This window comes from Kineosporia babensis, from assembly GCF_021129305.1.
GTDB lineage: Bacteria > Actinomycetota > Actinomycetes > Actinomycetales > Kineosporiaceae > Kineosporia > Kineosporia babensis.
The window spans coordinates 510,971-525,576 of record NZ_JAJOMB010000003.1; the positions used below are offsets into that span (position 1 = coordinate 510,971).

At 65.8% G+C, this 14,606-nt stretch carries 27 protein-coding genes; all 27 read right to left on the bottom strand.

Annotation, left to right across the window (positions count from 1 at the left end; genetic code table 11):
• Window positions 1–222 precede the first annotated feature (222 nt).
• Complete coding sequence (locus LR394_RS08425; protein ID WP_231440094.1) at window positions 223–402, bottom strand: hypothetical protein; 180 nt, start codon at window positions 400–402, stop codon at window positions 223–225.
• A complete protein-coding gene (locus LR394_RS08430) occupies window positions 399–2,009 on the bottom strand; it encodes a DNA cytosine methyltransferase (protein ID WP_231440095.1) in 1,611 nt (536 codons plus the stop codon). The genes LR394_RS08425 and LR394_RS08430 overlap by 4 nt, the downstream gene beginning before the upstream one ends.
• The gene (locus LR394_RS08435) at window positions 2,009–2,233 is read right to left on the bottom strand and encodes a hypothetical protein (RefSeq protein WP_231440096.1); all 225 of its coding nucleotides are present in this window, start codon (window positions 2,231–2,233) and stop codon (window positions 2,009–2,011) included. The genes LR394_RS08430 and LR394_RS08435 overlap by 1 nt, the downstream gene beginning before the upstream one ends.
• Window positions 2,230–3,174 carry a deazapurine DNA modification protein DpdA family protein gene (locus LR394_RS08440; protein WP_231440097.1) on the bottom strand — a complete coding sequence of 315 codons (945 nt, stop codon included), beginning with the start codon at window positions 3,172–3,174 and terminating at the stop codon, window positions 2,230–2,232. The genes LR394_RS08435 and LR394_RS08440 overlap by 4 nt, the downstream gene beginning before the upstream one ends.
• Window positions 3,171–3,500, bottom strand: coding sequence for a DUF4326 domain-containing protein (locus tag LR394_RS08445; protein ID WP_231440098.1), 330 nt, complete (start codon window positions 3,498–3,500; stop codon window positions 3,171–3,173). The genes LR394_RS08440 and LR394_RS08445 overlap by 4 nt, the downstream gene beginning before the upstream one ends.
• Window positions 3,493–3,702 carry a hypothetical protein gene (locus LR394_RS08450; RefSeq protein WP_231440099.1) on the bottom strand — a complete coding sequence of 70 codons (210 nt, stop codon included), beginning with the start codon at window positions 3,700–3,702 and terminating at the stop codon, window positions 3,493–3,495. The genes LR394_RS08445 and LR394_RS08450 overlap by 8 nt, the downstream gene beginning before the upstream one ends.
• Entirely contained in the window at window positions 3,699–3,986 is a 288-nt protein-coding gene (locus LR394_RS08455) for a hypothetical protein (protein ID WP_231440100.1), read from the bottom strand. Before LR394_RS08455 ends, LR394_RS08450 begins: the two co-directional genes overlap by 4 nt.
• A gap of 298 nt (window positions 3,987–4,284) precedes the next feature.
• Window positions 4,285–4,509 (bottom strand): hypothetical protein, encoded by a 225-nt coding sequence (locus LR394_RS08460; protein WP_231440101.1) that lies wholly within the window; start codon window positions 4,507–4,509, stop codon window positions 4,285–4,287.
• Complete coding sequence (locus tag LR394_RS08465) at window positions 4,506–4,910, bottom strand: hypothetical protein (protein WP_231440102.1); 405 nt, start codon at window positions 4,908–4,910, stop codon at window positions 4,506–4,508. The genes LR394_RS08460 and LR394_RS08465 overlap by 4 nt, the downstream gene beginning before the upstream one ends.
• Window positions 4,903–5,421, bottom strand: coding sequence for a hypothetical protein (locus LR394_RS08470; protein WP_231440103.1), 519 nt, complete (start codon window positions 5,419–5,421; stop codon window positions 4,903–4,905). Before LR394_RS08470 ends, LR394_RS08465 begins: the two co-directional genes overlap by 8 nt.
• Window positions 5,418–5,777, bottom strand: coding sequence for a hypothetical protein (locus LR394_RS08475; RefSeq protein WP_231440104.1), 360 nt, complete (start codon window positions 5,775–5,777; stop codon window positions 5,418–5,420). Before LR394_RS08475 ends, LR394_RS08470 begins: the two co-directional genes overlap by 4 nt.
• Window positions 5,774–6,235 carry a hypothetical protein gene (locus LR394_RS08480; RefSeq protein WP_231440105.1) on the bottom strand — a complete coding sequence of 154 codons (462 nt, stop codon included), beginning with the start codon at window positions 6,233–6,235 and terminating at the stop codon, window positions 5,774–5,776. The genes LR394_RS08475 and LR394_RS08480 overlap by 4 nt, the downstream gene beginning before the upstream one ends.
• Window positions 6,235–7,053 (bottom strand): phage antirepressor KilAC domain-containing protein, encoded by an 819-nt coding sequence (locus LR394_RS08485; RefSeq protein WP_231440106.1) that lies wholly within the window; start codon window positions 7,051–7,053, stop codon window positions 6,235–6,237. Before LR394_RS08485 ends, LR394_RS08480 begins: the two co-directional genes overlap by 1 nt.
• Complete coding sequence (locus tag LR394_RS08490; protein ID WP_231440107.1) at window positions 7,053–7,316, bottom strand: helix-turn-helix domain-containing protein; 264 nt, start codon at window positions 7,314–7,316, stop codon at window positions 7,053–7,055. The genes LR394_RS08485 and LR394_RS08490 overlap by 1 nt, the downstream gene beginning before the upstream one ends.
• Before the next feature lie 164 nt (window positions 7,317–7,480).
• Window positions 7,481–8,800 carry a DNA translocase FtsK gene (locus LR394_RS42785; protein WP_231440108.1) on the bottom strand — a complete coding sequence of 440 codons (1,320 nt, stop codon included), beginning with the start codon at window positions 8,798–8,800 and terminating at the stop codon, window positions 7,481–7,483.
• Window positions 8,797–9,078 (bottom strand): hypothetical protein, encoded by a 282-nt coding sequence (locus tag LR394_RS08500; protein ID WP_231440109.1) that lies wholly within the window; start codon window positions 9,076–9,078, stop codon window positions 8,797–8,799. The genes LR394_RS42785 and LR394_RS08500 overlap by 4 nt, the downstream gene beginning before the upstream one ends.
• 175 nt (window positions 9,079–9,253) lie before the next feature.
• Window positions 9,254–9,634, bottom strand: a complete 381-nt coding sequence (locus tag LR394_RS08505) for a DUF7736 domain-containing protein (protein WP_231440110.1) — start codon at window positions 9,632–9,634, stop codon at window positions 9,254–9,256.
• 307 nt (window positions 9,635–9,941) lie between these two features.
• Window positions 9,942–10,376 carry a hypothetical protein gene (locus tag LR394_RS08510; RefSeq protein WP_231440111.1) on the bottom strand — a complete coding sequence of 145 codons (435 nt, stop codon included), beginning with the start codon at window positions 10,374–10,376 and terminating at the stop codon, window positions 9,942–9,944.
• Between the two features lie 80 nt (window positions 10,377–10,456).
• The gene (locus tag LR394_RS42790; RefSeq protein ID WP_331283051.1) at window positions 10,457–10,711 is read right to left on the bottom strand and encodes a WhiB family transcriptional regulator; all 255 of its coding nucleotides are present in this window, start codon (window positions 10,709–10,711) and stop codon (window positions 10,457–10,459) included.
• Window positions 10,708–11,658 (bottom strand): hypothetical protein, encoded by a 951-nt coding sequence (locus tag LR394_RS42795; RefSeq protein ID WP_231440113.1) that lies wholly within the window; start codon window positions 11,656–11,658, stop codon window positions 10,708–10,710. The genes LR394_RS42790 and LR394_RS42795 overlap by 4 nt, the downstream gene beginning before the upstream one ends.
• On the bottom strand, window positions 11,655–12,542 hold the full coding sequence (locus tag LR394_RS08525; RefSeq protein WP_231440114.1) for a PD-(D/E)XK nuclease-like domain-containing protein: 888 nt from the start codon (window positions 12,540–12,542) through the stop codon (window positions 11,655–11,657). The genes LR394_RS42795 and LR394_RS08525 overlap by 4 nt, the downstream gene beginning before the upstream one ends.
• Window positions 12,539–12,787, bottom strand: a complete 249-nt coding sequence (locus LR394_RS08530; protein WP_231440115.1) for a hypothetical protein — start codon at window positions 12,785–12,787, stop codon at window positions 12,539–12,541. The genes LR394_RS08525 and LR394_RS08530 overlap by 4 nt, the downstream gene beginning before the upstream one ends.
• Window positions 12,784–12,969 (bottom strand): hypothetical protein, encoded by a 186-nt coding sequence (locus tag LR394_RS08535; RefSeq protein ID WP_231440116.1) that lies wholly within the window; start codon window positions 12,967–12,969, stop codon window positions 12,784–12,786. Before LR394_RS08535 ends, LR394_RS08530 begins: the two co-directional genes overlap by 4 nt.
• Window positions 12,966–13,124, bottom strand: coding sequence for a hypothetical protein (locus LR394_RS08540; protein WP_231440117.1), 159 nt, complete (start codon window positions 13,122–13,124; stop codon window positions 12,966–12,968). Before LR394_RS08540 ends, LR394_RS08535 begins: the two co-directional genes overlap by 4 nt.
• Window positions 13,124–14,173 carry a hypothetical protein gene (locus LR394_RS08545; RefSeq protein ID WP_231440118.1) on the bottom strand — a complete coding sequence of 350 codons (1,050 nt, stop codon included), beginning with the start codon at window positions 14,171–14,173 and terminating at the stop codon, window positions 13,124–13,126. Before LR394_RS08545 ends, LR394_RS08540 begins: the two co-directional genes overlap by 1 nt.
• A complete protein-coding gene (locus LR394_RS08550; RefSeq protein ID WP_231440119.1) occupies window positions 14,170–14,409 on the bottom strand; it encodes a hypothetical protein in 240 nt (79 codons plus the stop codon). Before LR394_RS08550 ends, LR394_RS08545 begins: the two co-directional genes overlap by 4 nt.
• Entirely contained in the window at window positions 14,406–14,606 is a 201-nt protein-coding gene (locus tag LR394_RS08555) for a hypothetical protein (RefSeq protein ID WP_231440120.1), read from the bottom strand. Before LR394_RS08555 ends, LR394_RS08550 begins: the two co-directional genes overlap by 4 nt.

Below are 14,606 nucleotides of genomic sequence, written 5' to 3' on the forward strand. Positions count from 1 at the left end.
GGGGCTTCGCCTGCACGTGCGCATGACGTCTTGCTAGTCTCGGACACGAGACCTCCTTGATCTGATCGGTTCACTTCAGGTGCGGTTTCTGTTCACGGGCTCACGCCCAGCTGCGATCCCCACCCGGCCAAGGTTGAGGGGGTCGCAGTTTCGCTTTGTACTTCGATTGTTTCGTAGCCTACATCAGTTTGTTTGATGCACGCGGGCATGTCAGGAGCCCGTTCAGGGCTTGGTCGGCTTGCCCCGGCGGCGCCCCGGCTCCCGCTTGTAGTCGGCGAGACCGAGGGCCTGGAGCAGGTCGAGGCAGTCGTCGCCGGCCATCCTCCGGACCGCAGCCGTAGCTGCCTCGCGTTCACCTGGCGCTTCCTGGATCGGGCCCAGGTCGGTTTGCATCTCGGTCACGCTGCAGCCTCCTGTCCGTGAAGGATGGGACGGATGCGGCTACCGATCCACGTTCCGACGGGCGGGCTTACAGCGTTCCCATACCCGTCGACGCGGTCGCGTTCGGAGCCCCACACGACGAACTTGCCTTCCTTGCCGGACCAAGTGACGTCGAACCCGCAGCCTCGGCCGATCTCGTTCGAGTTCAGCATCCGCAGGTAGCAGTCCTCGATGGGCATGTCGGCGAGCATGCGCCGCCACTCGGCGGCCCAGTCGTCGACACCCTGGTCGATGCTCCCGGTGGCGGAGATGAGCGCAGGGATCTGCTCTGCTGTGACGGTCGGCATCGCCTCGGAATGCATGGTCGGGATGGTGTTCTTGCGGTAGGGCAGGATTCCGGTGGAGACGATCCCGATGGTTTCCGACCCGCACTGGGTGGGCAGCGCCTCGTCCAGTCCGCGGGGGATCCCCTGGTAATTGTTCACGGCGACTGCGAGGGCACCGCCGACGGACAGGAGTGCCGCTTCCTGCTGGCTGGTCTGTGTGGCCATCGGCTGCCAGATGTGCCGCTCGGAGCCTCGCTGTGCTTTCGCCGGCATGAGGAGCGCGGGGAACTGGCCGAACTTGCGGCGTGCGCGGTCGGCTCGTTCCATCGTGGCGGGAGCGAGGTGGCCCCAGGTGACGTGCCCGGTCTTCTTGTCGGTGTGCGCTTTCAGGGGGCGGTCGCCGATGCGGGTGCCGATGTTGCTCAGGTCGATCGCGTCCAGGCTGGGCGTGAATGGCGGCACGACCTCGGCACGGCAGGAGGGGCACGTGTAGTGGTACTGCTTGCCGTAGTCGACGGTTCCGGTCAGTGGGATGCCCGTCTTCCATGTCCAGCGCGCCTCAACGGTCGTCTGGCAGCCTTCGCACCAGGACTCTGGCCGGTGCTCAAGGTCGGGGTCCGGGAGGTTCTTGTCCCAGAACACCCAGTAGCCGCGGTTCCTGGACTGGCCGACGCCGAAGAACATCGAGTTCAGGTACAGCACCTTGTGCTTGTAGCCGAGCTTTTCGATCTCTTTCAGCCACCACCGGTAGGTGCTGCCGTCGCCGATCTTCTTCGACCCGGGGATGAGTGGCCCCCACGAGTACAGCTGCGTCGTGCACTCGACCAGGATTAGCCGCGGGTGGTGGACTGCGGCGTAGTGCAGGACGCAATTCGCCGTTGCCCTATCCCTTTCGGATCGAGTGACGCCGGACTCGTACTCCTCGTCGTAGGTGTCGAAAAGAGTTCCGCCCGTGGCGTAGGCGCGCTCAGAGTTGGCCCTGCTGTGGTTCTTGCAGCTCACGCCCGCCGCGAGCATGTCCGCTGCGGGGAGGTCTCGTGCGTCGTGGTAGTCCGCGGCATCCGTGTCGACCAGGTCGGCGCGCCAGTGCTCGACGTGCGGGTGGTTCGCTTCGTGGATCTCGACCTTGTACGTGTTGTGGTTCGCGGCAAGGATCGTCGTGAAGCCCGCCTCTTCAATGCCCTCGGTCAAGCCACCGAACCCGGAGAACAGGTGGACTGCGGTCGGGTCGTCGTGGCGGAACCTCCGGCGGCGCTTCGCCGGCCGGTGCTGGGCGACAGTCCTCACCTTCGTCTTCGGCATTACCACGTTCCTCGATTCGTTGTCTGTCGTCCGGCTCGTGCGCAGTCTGGGCAGAGCCAGCGGCCGTTGCGGTCGCGCCACCAGCCGGCCTTCCCGGCGGCGGTGAATGCGTTGGTGATGTCGATGTCTTTGAGGTCGGCGTCGGGTGGGACGTATCCGATCTGGCGGGGGCAGAGGCTGTCGCGCCAGTCTGCGTCGCAGAGGATCTGGACGATGGCGCTCACGCTGCGCTCTCCCAGTCGAGGTCAAGACCCAACTGGGCCGGCCCGCCCAGTTCGGCGAGGATCGCCTCCCGGCGGTGTACCGCGTACGGGAGGCAGTTGTTGCAGGGCCCGGAGTGGATGCAGCCGGGGAGTCGTTCGCCGGCGCGCCGTGAACCGTAGGACCAGGCCAGCGAGTCGGCAGAAGCAAGCATGTGACCGTACTTCCGCAGGCCGAGAGTTTTCACGCCGAACCCGTGGAGGCGGTAGCCCTTCGCGTGGAAAGTGGAGACGATCGCGCCGATCTCCTCGGTGGCCTGACGTCGGCATACGGAGCCGAGACCCACCAGAGCAGCTGCCCTCAGGTCGATCCCGGCCTTCGCATACATGGCGTCGTGCCTGAGGTAGTGCCGCAGCAGCCATCCTTGGAGCGTGGGGAGCCAATGAATCCACGGGAACTCCCGCACCAGCCACAGGTACGAGTCGATCGTGAGTTCCTGGTGGATGTCGACGGCCCGCTCGAACGCCACCGGATCGTCGGGGTCATCGCAGAACCCAGTGCCCGTGAACGTCCCGTCCTTCGTTTCGCCGCCTGCGATGACGAACGGCTCACACATCCAGTCCTGGATGGCCGAGAACATCGGCATGCCGACGCCCTCACAGATGCGGGCGACCATCGACCCGAACTCGTCGGGGCCTTGCCGCCAGCCACCGAAGTCGCGGAGTTCGGTGAAACCACCCGAATCGAGGGCCCAGATGCAGCGGGCTTTCGGGAGGTTATCGCCCAGGTTGCGGATCGCATACTCGCCGAGTGTTCGCGCCGAAACGAACAGGGGGACCGGGGATTGCGCGAGCCAGTTCGGCCGGTGTGCTCCCAGGTAGAATATGGGCTGCCCTGGCTTGCGATACCAGCCTGTCTTCGCCAGAGCTTGCGCCCTGGCCGGAGCTTCTGCGTGCGCGCTCACGGGTTCGCCCGGCGTAGGTACTCGTTAGCGTGACAGGGCAGCTCGTCCAAGGGGCACGTGCACGCGAGGTCTCGCCCGGCGAGCTCGTGAATGTTGTTGAGAATAAACATTCTTCGGCCTTCTTCGACGTCGTGCCAGTCGGTTCCGTCGAGCCAGTCGCCGAAACGCTTGACGGCTTCGGCGCGGGCGCGGCCTGCTGGGACGCCCCACGCGGTGAGGTCGGAGACGCGGAACGGGTTGCCCCAGCGTGATGTCCGGTCGACGATCGTCGCGTTTGCCGGGAGGCGCCAGCCGCGGACTCGGCGCCTCTGGATCCGTTCAGGCATCGTTGACCTTCTCCCAGTCGGTGACGTGGATGCGACGGATGACGACGATCGGGCTCTCGCCGACCTTGCGCCAGTCTTCGGCGATCATCTCGGCTAGATGCTGGTCGCCCTGGACGTTCCGGGTTCCTTTCAATCCTTCGACCTGGACGCCGAACTCGACGATGTACTGCTCCCCGCCGTCTTCAGCGATCCGGGCGCTCATGCCATCACCGTCCGGTCGACGCGCACGTCTCCGCTCCCACCAAGCAGGCGGTGGAGTTCGCTGATGCCGGGGCCGGTGATGACGAGGACTGTTCCCTGCTGGTCGACGAAACCCCAAGCTTCAAGGTTGATTTGCCGGTTGGCTCCGTTCCCGACGATCCACTTCTTGCGCCGCATCACGGTGAAAAGGAGCCGTTTGGTGGCCCAGACGTCTGACTCGCAGAGGATCTCGACGGCATCGTCGACTGTCCAGGTGCCCGACAGGCGGGCCATGGTGGCGGTCATGCGTCTGCCTCTCTGGGTGTGGCGTGGATGAGTGGCCGCCCGTCCGTGTCGTAGCCGCACGCGGTGGTGGACTCGCAGACGGGGCACGGGTCAAGGCTGAGGGACTCATCGGCCTCGGGCTCTTCGGGTTCCTCGTTGACGCACGGGCAGCCGCAGGGTCCGTCGGCTGGCGACTGGTCCGGGTCCCGGGCGACCAACCGAGCTGCTAGCCGGTCTTCGTCGGAAGCCCAACCATGCGGGCCGCCAGGGCACTGAAGGAGCATGCAAGCCCAGCATTTGCGCGGGCACACGGTGACGGTCACGACGTCTCCTCGGGTTCGATGAGTGCGGTGTGGAGGAACCCGCAGTCGTCCATCCACTCCTCAGGGGAAGGCGGTCCGGTCACGGTGTGCTCGTCGCCAGGGTGGTCGTCGTGCGCCCACCAGCCGCCGAACGGGCACGGAATCCACGAGACCGGGGCCCCGCAGGTCTCGCACGTGTCGACGAGAACGGGACGGCCGTCAACTGTGGCTACGGTGCTCACGGCTTCCACCTCGCAACCTTGCATTCGGAGAGCCCGGGACAATCGGCGGGACTGTGACGGTCGAGCCCTTCACCGCCCTGAAGCATGACCGCGTAGTCGATGTGGTCCGTGGCCCTGGTCGCGGCGGACTCGTCGCTCTCGAACCAGTGACCGCCGGCGTGGCCTTCGTTCTCGTGCCAGCCATTCGGGATCTTCTTCTGGCACGGCAGGCCATCGCGAGACTCGGGGCAGCGCATGGTGCCGTCCGAGACTGGTCCACAGGGCTTCCAGCCCGCACAGTCTCGGTCGTGGCGCACTTCGCCGAGACTGCCCACCTCGTGGTGGCCCTCCACCAGCAGGATTGGATCGCCGCAGTGGCAGCACTTCAGCGGCCTCGGGAGGATCATCAGTGTCTCAGCCACGGTCGGCCTCCGTTGAGCGCGTGACGACGTCCCGGGTAAGCGTGAGGTGGCCGACCTCGACTGCGGGCTCGATGGCGCCGCAGTGGTAGCCGTTCCCGGCGATCGAGTGCCGGATTGTGTGCTCACTGATCCAGCAGTTGCCCTTGTGGCGGGGCTTCAATTCGCACTGGGCGCCGCCACCCTCGCGCTTCTGGCAGAGATGCTTGCCGATCTCGTAGTCAAGCACCTGACACAAGCCGGGACCTGACTCCGTCGCCCACACGACGGGTTCGGATGCCTCAATGACGACAGTCGCTCCGTACTTCTCGATCAGGTCGGCTCGCCACCGGGCACCATTCAGCGACAGGAAGTTCCGCACCGGGGGCCAGTAGAACGCTTGCTCGCCCTCGAAGTTGCGCGGGTCGGCCTCCCACCCCTCGGGCTCCCACCCCTCGAACAGTTCCGACTCGACCCAACCCGGGGCGGGCATCTCGGGATAGGTGACCTTGAGGCGATACACGCGGGCGGTCATGCCTTCACCCCCCTCGGCTGCGGGAGGGGCTCGGGGAAGGTGAAGTCTGCGAGAAGGTTTTCGCAAAGCTCCTCGTAGGTCTCGATCTCCGTCTGGTAGAAGGTGTTGTCGAGCGCCCTCCCTTCGGGACTCCACGGGTCAATGCCCATGGCGCCACACGCGGCTTCGTCGTCAGGCTTGCCGGTAAAGTCGGGGTTGTCGATCAGGGTGATGCGGCCTGCGAGGCAAGCTGTAGTTCCACAGTGGGCGTCAACGATGAGCCAGTCGCTCATGTCGAACTCGCTGGGATGGTCAGCGATGTGCTGCAATGCCTTCTTGAGTAAGGGCCAGGCGTGCTTCGGGAATGCGATGGTCACTTTTCTCCCCCAACGGTTTCGGTGTGCGTGACGACGGTGACCGGCATCACCGGGTTGCCTGCGGACACGGTCACCCGGGTCACGACCTGCGTGTCGTCCGGCAGGTTGCAGGCGATCTCGCCGGCCAACATGAGACGGATCTGCTCGTCGGTCGCCTGGTTCAGCGGCACGTACTCCCCGGTGATGCATTCGGTGCAGCCACAGCCGCGCGGGTCGATCGCGATCGGCCACTCCGTACGGCCCGTGCGGATCAGCTCGACAGGGCCCTCGAACAGGACATCAGTCCAGGACCAGTAGCCCTGATCCGAGGAGAGGGCATCATCGGGGCCATCGACCTCATCCCACGGCATCAGGCCGTGCTCCGAGACTCGCCGGAAGTAGACTGTGCCGTCGTCGGTCTCGGCGGAGACGACGGCGCCGTAGCCGGGCTCGGGCGGCAGAGAGAAACGGATGCCCATCAGAGGTCACCGCCCTCAAGCGCAAGGGCCGTCTGCCCAGCGGAGAGACGACGGTGAATCTCCAACCGCCCCTTCGCCGTGACACGAACCTGCGGCGATGCCGCCCTACGCTCCCCCGACTTCTTGTGCTCGTAGCTCTGCTCCTTCGCAGAAAGCCACCCGCAGTCGATGTACCGCTGGTAGGGGCGACGGTCGGCGCCGATCCACTTCCATTCCCGCAGTCGGGCGAACAGGCGACCCTCGCCGATTTCCAGCCCGTAGTCGCGGGCCAGGATCTGCGCAGTGTCGCGCACTGACAGATCGCCATCGACGAGGATCACCCGCTCGGCGTACGCGGCCTTCGGCTGTAGCTCGGCAACCTGCTGCTGGGATGCGGCCAGCGCGTCCTCTGCCTCGATGACCATCTGCGCGAGATCGCGGCGGCTCAGTGTCTCCTGGCGCTGGGCCGGGATTCCGTAAGAGCCAGTGGTCAGCACGGACGGGAGAACTTCGCCGTACACCCAGTCCTGGAAACGCTGAACCTGTGCACGCTTGGCTGTATCCTTGATCTTGCTGACCTGCCGCTGCCCGAGCGCCTGAAGGAAGGCACGGCGGGTGATGTAGAGAATCCGCTGGTCGCCAGCACGACTACGCGAATTCGCGTAGCCCTGCTCGGCTTCCGGAAGGCTACGTGTCATGGTCGGCGCGTCCCGGTATCCGAGCGTCCGGGCCACCTCGGCAGCACCGACCCAGAATCCGTCTGTCGGGTGAGGCATCACGAAGAGCTGGAACTCATCGTTGGCGAGCGGGGCGAACGCGTCGAGGGCGCTGATCGACATCAGGCCGCCTCCGCCCGGAACGTGCACCGGATGCGGCGGATCTGCGACGGGTCTCGCTGGACGCGCCGGGCGATCTCGGCCGTGTTCATGCCGGTGGCTAGGAGGCGCCGTACGGCTTCCCAGCATTCGGCGGGGGTCATGTAGTCCGGGCGTCCAGCCATGGCTTCGCGGACGGCGTGCTCGTTGTAGGGGCGCCGGCTGTAGGCGCCGGGCGAGCGTGAGTTTCCGGATGCCTTGCGAGGTGTCGTCGTAGCGTCAGCCACGTACGATCACCGCCTCTCAAAGTCGGGTGATCGGTTGAGGGCCAGCGCTTGCAGGCGCTGGCCCTCACTTGCGCCCGGGGCACGCAGAAGCGCGCCTCGGGTTCGATTACTCTGAACCGTACATCAGAATGATCGATACCCCAAGGCGCGCCACACTGCCACTTTTAGACGTCAGCATCCTCCCGCAGCTCGACCAGCAGATCCTCGAGCCCATCCGCCGCTACCAGGACCTCGCGGGCCTTCGACCCATCAGCCGGACCCACAACCTCCCGATCCTGCAACTCATCCATCAGCAGCCCAGCCCGCGCGAACCCGATCCGCATCTTCCGCTGCAACATCGACACCGACCCATGCTGCGCCGTCACAACCAGAGTCGCCGCCTGGCACAACAACTCCACCGGGTCCTCGTCGTCACCCGCAGAGATCTGACCCTCCGGAACCTCTTCCGCGTCGGGCTCTTCCTGCTCCGCCTTCTCCGACTTCGGCTCCGGGAACACATCCGGGATCTCGCCAGTGCCCATGTCCACCTGGCCCAGCCAGCCATCCCACGCCCGCTGGTTCGCGGCCTGCTGCGCCGCGACCTCCTCACTGATCCGCACCGGCATCAGTAGCCCAACGAACGACTCACCGCACGACAAGACCAGCGCGCCGGCGTTCTCCGACGTCGGCTCAATCTTCAGCGTGTCGTCGTACACCCTCGCCGCGACCTCGAACCGCGCCAGGAACTGCCCGTTCGTGTTCATCGCCCGCGACGACGCCGAACCAGCCTGCGCCACCATCGAACCCAGCAGCTTCCGCAGATCCGGGAACGACTCGTCATTCGCTGTCCGCGGCCACGTCACGCTCTTCCCGGGGATCCCGATCCCGGCGACGTCCGTGATCACGATGAACCGATCGGTCACCCTGATCTCGAGGTTGTCGTCCGACACCTCATCCTTGACCTTGCCCGGCTTGAACACCGTCAAGATCTCGGACACAGTGCGGGGTTCCAGCTCGAACGCCTCACCGTCATCGTCGTACTCGTTGCCCCACAGAGACACGCACGCCATGCCCATCGTGTACCGGTCCGATGCGCCCAACAGCATGTTCTCCCGGCTCACGTAGGCGCGGACCCGCTGCAGCACAGGGGTGTTCTCGTCCTTTGAGACGTGCGGGATGACCGACTTCAGGCCAGCCCGGAAGTCCCTGGCGGACACGATGAGCTTCATGCGGTCGGGGCCGACGTCCCCTGGGTTGGTGATGGCGCTGATGTCATCGGGTACTTCAGTCGTAGTCACGTTCTTCCTCTCGTCGATGCTGATTTCAGTCACGCCCTTCAATGCCTCCATGGCGTCGCCCATGCCCATCCGGTGCCCGCCGGCGAAGTAGCTGCGAAGATGCTCGAGCATCGCCGAGACGGCTGCGTCACCGTCCTCCGCAGACCCGATCCAGTAGTCGCAGTCCAGCGGGCACACCAGGGCCGGGCCGACGTACACGGCCGTCACCCGTCGTCCTTCGTTACAGCGCGGACGGTCACGATGAACTCGCCCGCATCGATCGTGTCGACCTGGAACGGAAGCCGAACCATCGCCCCTTCAGTCTGTGTCCAGGCCACGTATCCTTCCGAGTAGTCGTCGCCCTTCTCGATCGGGATCTCGTCCGCGCTCGACAGATCCGATGCGATCCGCTTCGCGATCGCCTCCGCATAGTCTTCGCTCGTAAACCCGCTCACTGTTGCTCCTTCGATGTCAGATGCCATGTCCCTGCCGGGCAGTCCCAGCATTCGTAAACCCTTGCCTCGTGACGGCGCGGACTGGCTCGCCCGCGCTTTCGTTCTTTTTCGGTGTACTGCAATGCCTCTCGCGCCGCGTCTTCCGTGAATCGCTTCTTCGGACACGTCGGCTTCATCGACTCAGCAGACCTGAACGCCTCCCTGACGCGACGATTGCGGCGACCCATTAGCGCCCGATGGTCACGATCGGTAGGTCCGGGCGGATCGCCCGAAGGTCCTCGATCGGGTCGTGGACGCCCCACGCCATCGCGGGCATCTGCTCCACGGCGTGCATCTCACCAAGCACGGGAACGATCTCGGAGAGCCACTTTTCCAGCGTTGCCTGGCTATTGATCCAGTCCGGAACGGTAACGTCCTTCAGCCACGGATGCTGGTCTTCGAGATACGGCTGCGCTATCCGCGACGCACTCGGCAACTGATGCGTCATCAGGTTGTCGCCAGTCATCCACCCGAGCAGGTCATACAGGCCGTCGACATGACGGGGTGAGACCAGGCGACCCGAATGGACGCTGATCAGGTCGCCGACGTGGAAATCCCTTGCAGACAAGGTCGTTCTCCTTCTATTGGTAATAGCCCGCGAAACAGCGGGCATGGAAATTGCTACGACGCCAGACGGCCCGACCGATGCCGCCACCGGGCAAGCCACGCCGCGGTCGCCTCGGACCGGCGAACGCTCGACGCCGCCAGAACACAAACCATCTCCCCCGGCACCGCGAATACCCCGAACCAGCAGCCCTCACACGCCCACTGCAACACCAGCTCACGCACCCCAGCGACCAACGTGAACTCCGACGGATGCCCCCGAAATGCGAGCCCACAACCCTGACAACGCGCCGACACCCACCGATCCCCCGTCACGACGCCACCTGCCAGCGGGCCTGCTTCTCTGCGTTCAAGGTCACGTCCCACGAACTACGGGCATGCCTCAGTAGCGCCGACGAACCCGCCGGCCGATCAAGGCCCCCGCGACGCTCAGCCGCCGTCACCAGAGCATCCGGGTACGACCGCAGCAACCCCTGCCCATGCGAGTCCGGCGCCACGACCACCGCATCCGGGTAAGCGCCCAGAACCCAACCGAACACGATCCCCAACCCCGCCAGATCGCGGGGCTTCACGAACCCGCCCTTCGCGTGGCCACGAGGCGTACTCACACCCTCGACCGCGAACTGCGGCTTCACACAATGCTCCGCCGCGACCGCCAGCAGCGAGAAGACGCCCTCGTCGACCAGAGCCAGATACTCGGACGTGACACCGTGCTCCTTCGGGTGACGGCCCTCATTCGCCACCACCCGATGACCCAACAGCTTCTCCCCCGACCGCAGAACCAGGCCCGTCCACGACGGCCCCGGATCAATACCAAGCCACGCGTTCACAACCGGGCCTCCCGTCGCTGCCGCTCCACACGCCGCCGACGCACCGCACGCTCCTCGGCGTCCTCACCCGCGAAAGTCCCCGAATTGCACTTCGGGTCACGCTTCTCCATCGAGTCATTCCACTCCCGGCACTCGGCCAGGACCGGGCACACCGCGCAGAAACCCTTCGCCACCGCGATGTCATCGGGGAGATCCGACGCCATCACATCCGGATCCGCAGTCAGGCACGCGGACTGGGCCTGCCAGCTCACTGCGCCGCGCCGGACAGAGCGCCAGCGTTCAGCAACTGGTCCAGTTCGGCGGCCGGGTCCTCGGCCTGGGCGATCCGTGCCAACTCCACGAGCAGCATGTCCGCCTCGGCGTGCGTCATGTCCGTAGACGACGCCACCTCGCGGCCAATCACCGCGGCCGTCGCCCGGGACTTCTGATCGCGCGCCGTCACCTTCAGCGCCTTCCAAATGTCACCCAGGGCGGCAACCTGCTCCTGGTCGATCATCTCCGGCGACCCACTCACATCGACCGGGATATCCGCAGCCGCGGAAGCCTCAATCGCGGGAGCGCCAGACTGGCCAGCATCCGGAAGCGCGACCGCTTCCTGTCGGTCGGCGACTCGCGCCCGACCCGAGCGGACGTGCGTCACCTCGAACACGCCATCCTCCAACTCCTCGGCGCAGTAAGGAATACCGAGAATCGCATCCGCAGCGACGAGCCGCGCACACTCCGACGTCGCACGCGCCACCAGCATCGCGCCCGGCTGCTTCCGCCAGTTGTCCTTCCCCAGCAGATCCAGACCCCTGGCCCGATCCAGATCCCACGTCGACGTCTGCCAGTCCGTCTCGCCCTGCCGCCGGCCCCGGACGACAGCCCGCACGCCCGACTGCTCGACCACCTCGATCTGGTGGCCGCGGGACTGCACGATCGCCCGGAGTGTGATCGCACGAGGTGCCGCCTGCCCCTGGATCACGTCGAACGCCTTCAGCGCCGCCATCGGGGACAGGCCCACCTCCGACCCGGCAAGGATCGCCGCGGTCGCCTCGAACGGCTTCTGCTGGTATGGCTTCGGGCAGAACGATGTCCGGCAGATCTGGTCGGCGATCTTGTACACGGCCTCGGCCGCCTGGGTCCACTGGACCAGAGCATCCAGGTTTCCGTACCGCTCGGGCACGTCCGGCATCTGCTGCATCGTCTCGACAGTCACAGTTCTTCTCCCTCGTAGCGTGCCCACCGTGGCGGGCTGATCGTCTGAATGTCTTCGCTGTAGCCCGGCCAGATCCCGGACTCGCGGCACTGCACCCACCGCTCGATCCCCGCACGATTGCGGCGGGCCCCACGGTCAAGAAACGCATCATCGAGCTCGACCACGGACACGAAATGCGGTGCCTCGGTCTCGACGAACACGAACACGAACGGCGGGTTCTCGTCGATCCCGACGCCCCTCACGGCAGCCTGATACCAGTCCTGCTGCTGGTCATACCCGTAGCTGTAGACCGCTTTCGAGACCGCCTCGGGCGAGGCGTCGTTCGTGGTCTTCAGGTCGACAGGGATCTCGCCCAGCCAGTCGAGCATGGCCCGGCAGGTGATGCCGGACTCGTCGTCTTCCCAGAAGATCGACCGCTCGGGCAGGCCGTTCCCTTCCTTGAACAGCCCCAGGGCTCGGACCTGCTTGTTCGACAGCACAGCGCGTGCCATCGCTTTCGCCTTGAGCAGGTCCTTCGTCAGGATCGGCGTCCTCCCCTCGGCGCGGGCATCATCGCGCTGCGCCTTCGCGTCCTTCGTCTGCCAGTTCGCGGCCTCCACCTCGACCACCTCAGCGCCCTTACCGAGCACGTGAAGATGAGTCACCGTCCCCAGGTCGTAGGCGTCCTTGAAGACCGGATGCTTGCGTTCCCACTGGACCCTGGCTGGTCCTCCCGGGGCGAGGATCCGCCGGGCCGTCGACGATGACATCGAACCGTCGGGGGTCGGGTCCGACAGGTACACCTTCTCCGGCAGGTCGTACACGCCCGGCTCCGTGATGACCGCCGGCGCCTGCCGTTCCCCTGCCCGCTGCGCCGGGATCAGCGGCAGATCGACGGCGGTCACCGGAGTTCCTCTCGAAGGGCGATCTTGACCCCATCGGCAACCGCGAAAGCCAGCAGGTAGTCGAAGGTGACGATGCACAGGAGCGTCTGCCAGTAGCCGATCGCGGGAACCTGCGGGAACACCGACCCGTGTAGTCCGCCGAGGAGAAGCATCAGGAACCACGTCCGCAGTGCCGTCTGGATGATCTGCCCGATGAAGTAGCCGAACCATTCACCGACGCTGCGGTCCTTGCGAATGCTGTTCACAGTTCGATCCCTTCGTATCGGTCGAGCAGGTCTGAAAGTCCGGGGTTTTCGATGCGCCACTGGCGTTCGGCGAAGTCCGGGTTGACCTTCCAGGCGCGGGCCCGGTCCAGCTGCTTGCGGGCGTCACGGACGACCTGAGCGATCAGGGCAGGGTCGGTGGCGGGTAGGGTTTCCGTGGTCATTGCGCACCGCCATCCTTGGTCGGGTAATGCTTGTCGAGCATGGACTGCGCCGCCACGTCGATAGCTTGACTGCGCTCCGCAGCGAAGGTTTCAGCTAAGTCGCGGTGAATCTCGCCCTCGCCGCTCCGGACCATGTCCGCGAAAAAGGAATCCATCAGACGTCACCCGCCAGCAGTTCCACGAAATCGGAGAGGTACGCGGCGGGGATCATCTCGAAAGTGCGGACGTCGTACCATCCGCGGTCATCATTCAGGGCGATCCGTCGTACCTGGCCCCCGTCGATCCGAGCGGTGCCGACCGTGCCGGGAGTCGTGGGGAGGGGCTTGATCTCACGGGAAGCGGCGACGCCCTGCTGGACGAGGAACATCGACGGAATGCCCGCGCCCATCTCGAACTCAGACAGCCAGAGGCCGCCACGAACGGCGTCATGTTCGGATCGCGCAACGAACGTCACCGTCACCGCATCGCCATCCCGCAACTCGCTCAGTGGCACCTCGCGGACCTCGGGGGACGGGGTGGAGGAAGCGGCCTCGCCATGCCAACGCATCTCCGAGCCAGAGCATCCCGTCGTCGACCAGTGTGCAGCGAAGCGGTGTCCCTTGCGGAGGCGGCAGGGAACAGCAGTCGGATTCGTCGGGTGCTTGGCTCCACACCGATCCGGATCCGCCCGGGGGACAATCTCCTCGACGACCAGGTCCCGCTGGCCATCTTCGGTGGGCTGGTCGGGCAGGGAGACGACCTTCGCGCCGCTCCCGCACACGGCACGCGACGGGTACGTGACGATCCCGCCCGCCCGAAACCACTCACCCTCAGGGGTCTTCGCGAACAGCTGCTCGTCGGACTCGATCACAGTGTGCGCAGGCAATGACGCTGCGACCTCCTGTGTCACCGTCATCCCCACGAACGGGATGCCCACCGGGAGGCCCGACTCCTGGTCCACCCACACCTCGTAGCTGATGTGAATGTCCCGATGGACCACACGCGAACCCTCGGGGTAGACGAGACTCCCGTCCGTGTCCCAGTGGGTCGCCTTCAGTGCCCGGCCGTCCTGGGTCCAGTGCTGGTCGCCGTTAATGCTGCACTCACCGTCCGGCGTCAGGACGGCCCACTGCCGGGCGTACGTCGGCTCCTCGGGACGTGAATGGTTCGGTCCTGACTGAACGAGCGCCTCGATCTCCAGGCCGAAACGGAAGTCGCCGCTCACGCCGCACCCCCGACCCGCTGTGACGAGACCAGCCGCACCACATGCGCCCCGTCCTCGCAGTTCACTGCGCCCGCCTTCAGCGCGCACAGATGCGAGTCGCACACCTCACGCTGCTTCTCCGGGGCGCACTCGGCCGCGATGGTCACCAAGTAGCCGGCCGATCGCGTGCACTCATGCACGCCGCCGCTCTCGTCGACCATCCGGGCGCGACAGTCGACCGCGACAGCCACCCTCACGCTGCACCGACCAAGGCCACAACCTCGACCCGGGCGGCAGCGCAGTTCTCGCCCGAGTCCAGACGGACCGGGAACCGCGAGAAGCCGTTGCGGATCTCGCCCCGCTGGCCCTCATGCTCGCGGCACTTCACCGCGCACTCGACCACCGTCACGGGCGTACCCGCAGTCAGCGGCTCACTCCCCTGTGTCAGAATCAC

What these genes read in the sequence shown, in the direction of transcription:
- LR394_RS08430 (WP_231440095.1), bottom strand. Translation starts at nt 2,009, where the DNA reads ATGCCGAAGACGAAGGTGAGGACTGTCGCCCAGCACCGGCCGGCGAAG.
- LR394_RS08445 (WP_231440098.1), bottom strand. Translation starts at nt 3,500, where the DNA reads ATGCCTGAACGGATCCAGAGGCGCCGAGTCCGCGGCTGGCGCCTCCCG.
- LR394_RS08450 (WP_231440099.1), bottom strand. Translation starts at nt 3,702, where the DNA reads ATGAGCGCCCGGATCGCTGAAGACGGCGGGGAGCAGTACATCGTCGAG.
- LR394_RS08455 (WP_231440100.1), bottom strand. Translation starts at nt 3,986, where the DNA reads ATGACCGCCACCATGGCCCGCCTGTCGGGCACCTGGACAGTCGACGAT.
- LR394_RS08470 (WP_231440103.1), bottom strand. Translation starts at nt 5,421, where the DNA reads ATGACCGCCCGCGTGTATCGCCTCAAGGTCACCTATCCCGAGATGCCC.
- LR394_RS08480 (WP_231440105.1), bottom strand. Translation starts at nt 6,235, where the DNA reads ATGGGCATCCGTTTCTCTCTGCCGCCCGAGCCCGGCTACGGCGCCGTC.
- LR394_RS08485 (WP_231440106.1), bottom strand. Translation starts at nt 7,053, where the DNA reads ATGTCGATCAGCGCCCTCGACGCGTTCGCCCCGCTCGCCAACGATGAG.
- LR394_RS08500 (WP_231440109.1), bottom strand. Translation starts at nt 9,078, where the DNA reads ATGCTGGGACTGCCCGGCAGGGACATGGCATCTGACATCGAAGGAGCA.
- LR394_RS08535 (WP_231440116.1), bottom strand. Translation starts at nt 12,969, where the DNA reads ATGACCACGGAAACCCTACCCGCCACCGACCCTGCCCTGATCGCTCAG.
- LR394_RS08540 (WP_231440117.1), bottom strand. Translation starts at nt 13,124, where the DNA reads ATGGATTCCTTTTTCGCGGACATGGTCCGGAGCGGCGAGGGCGAGATT.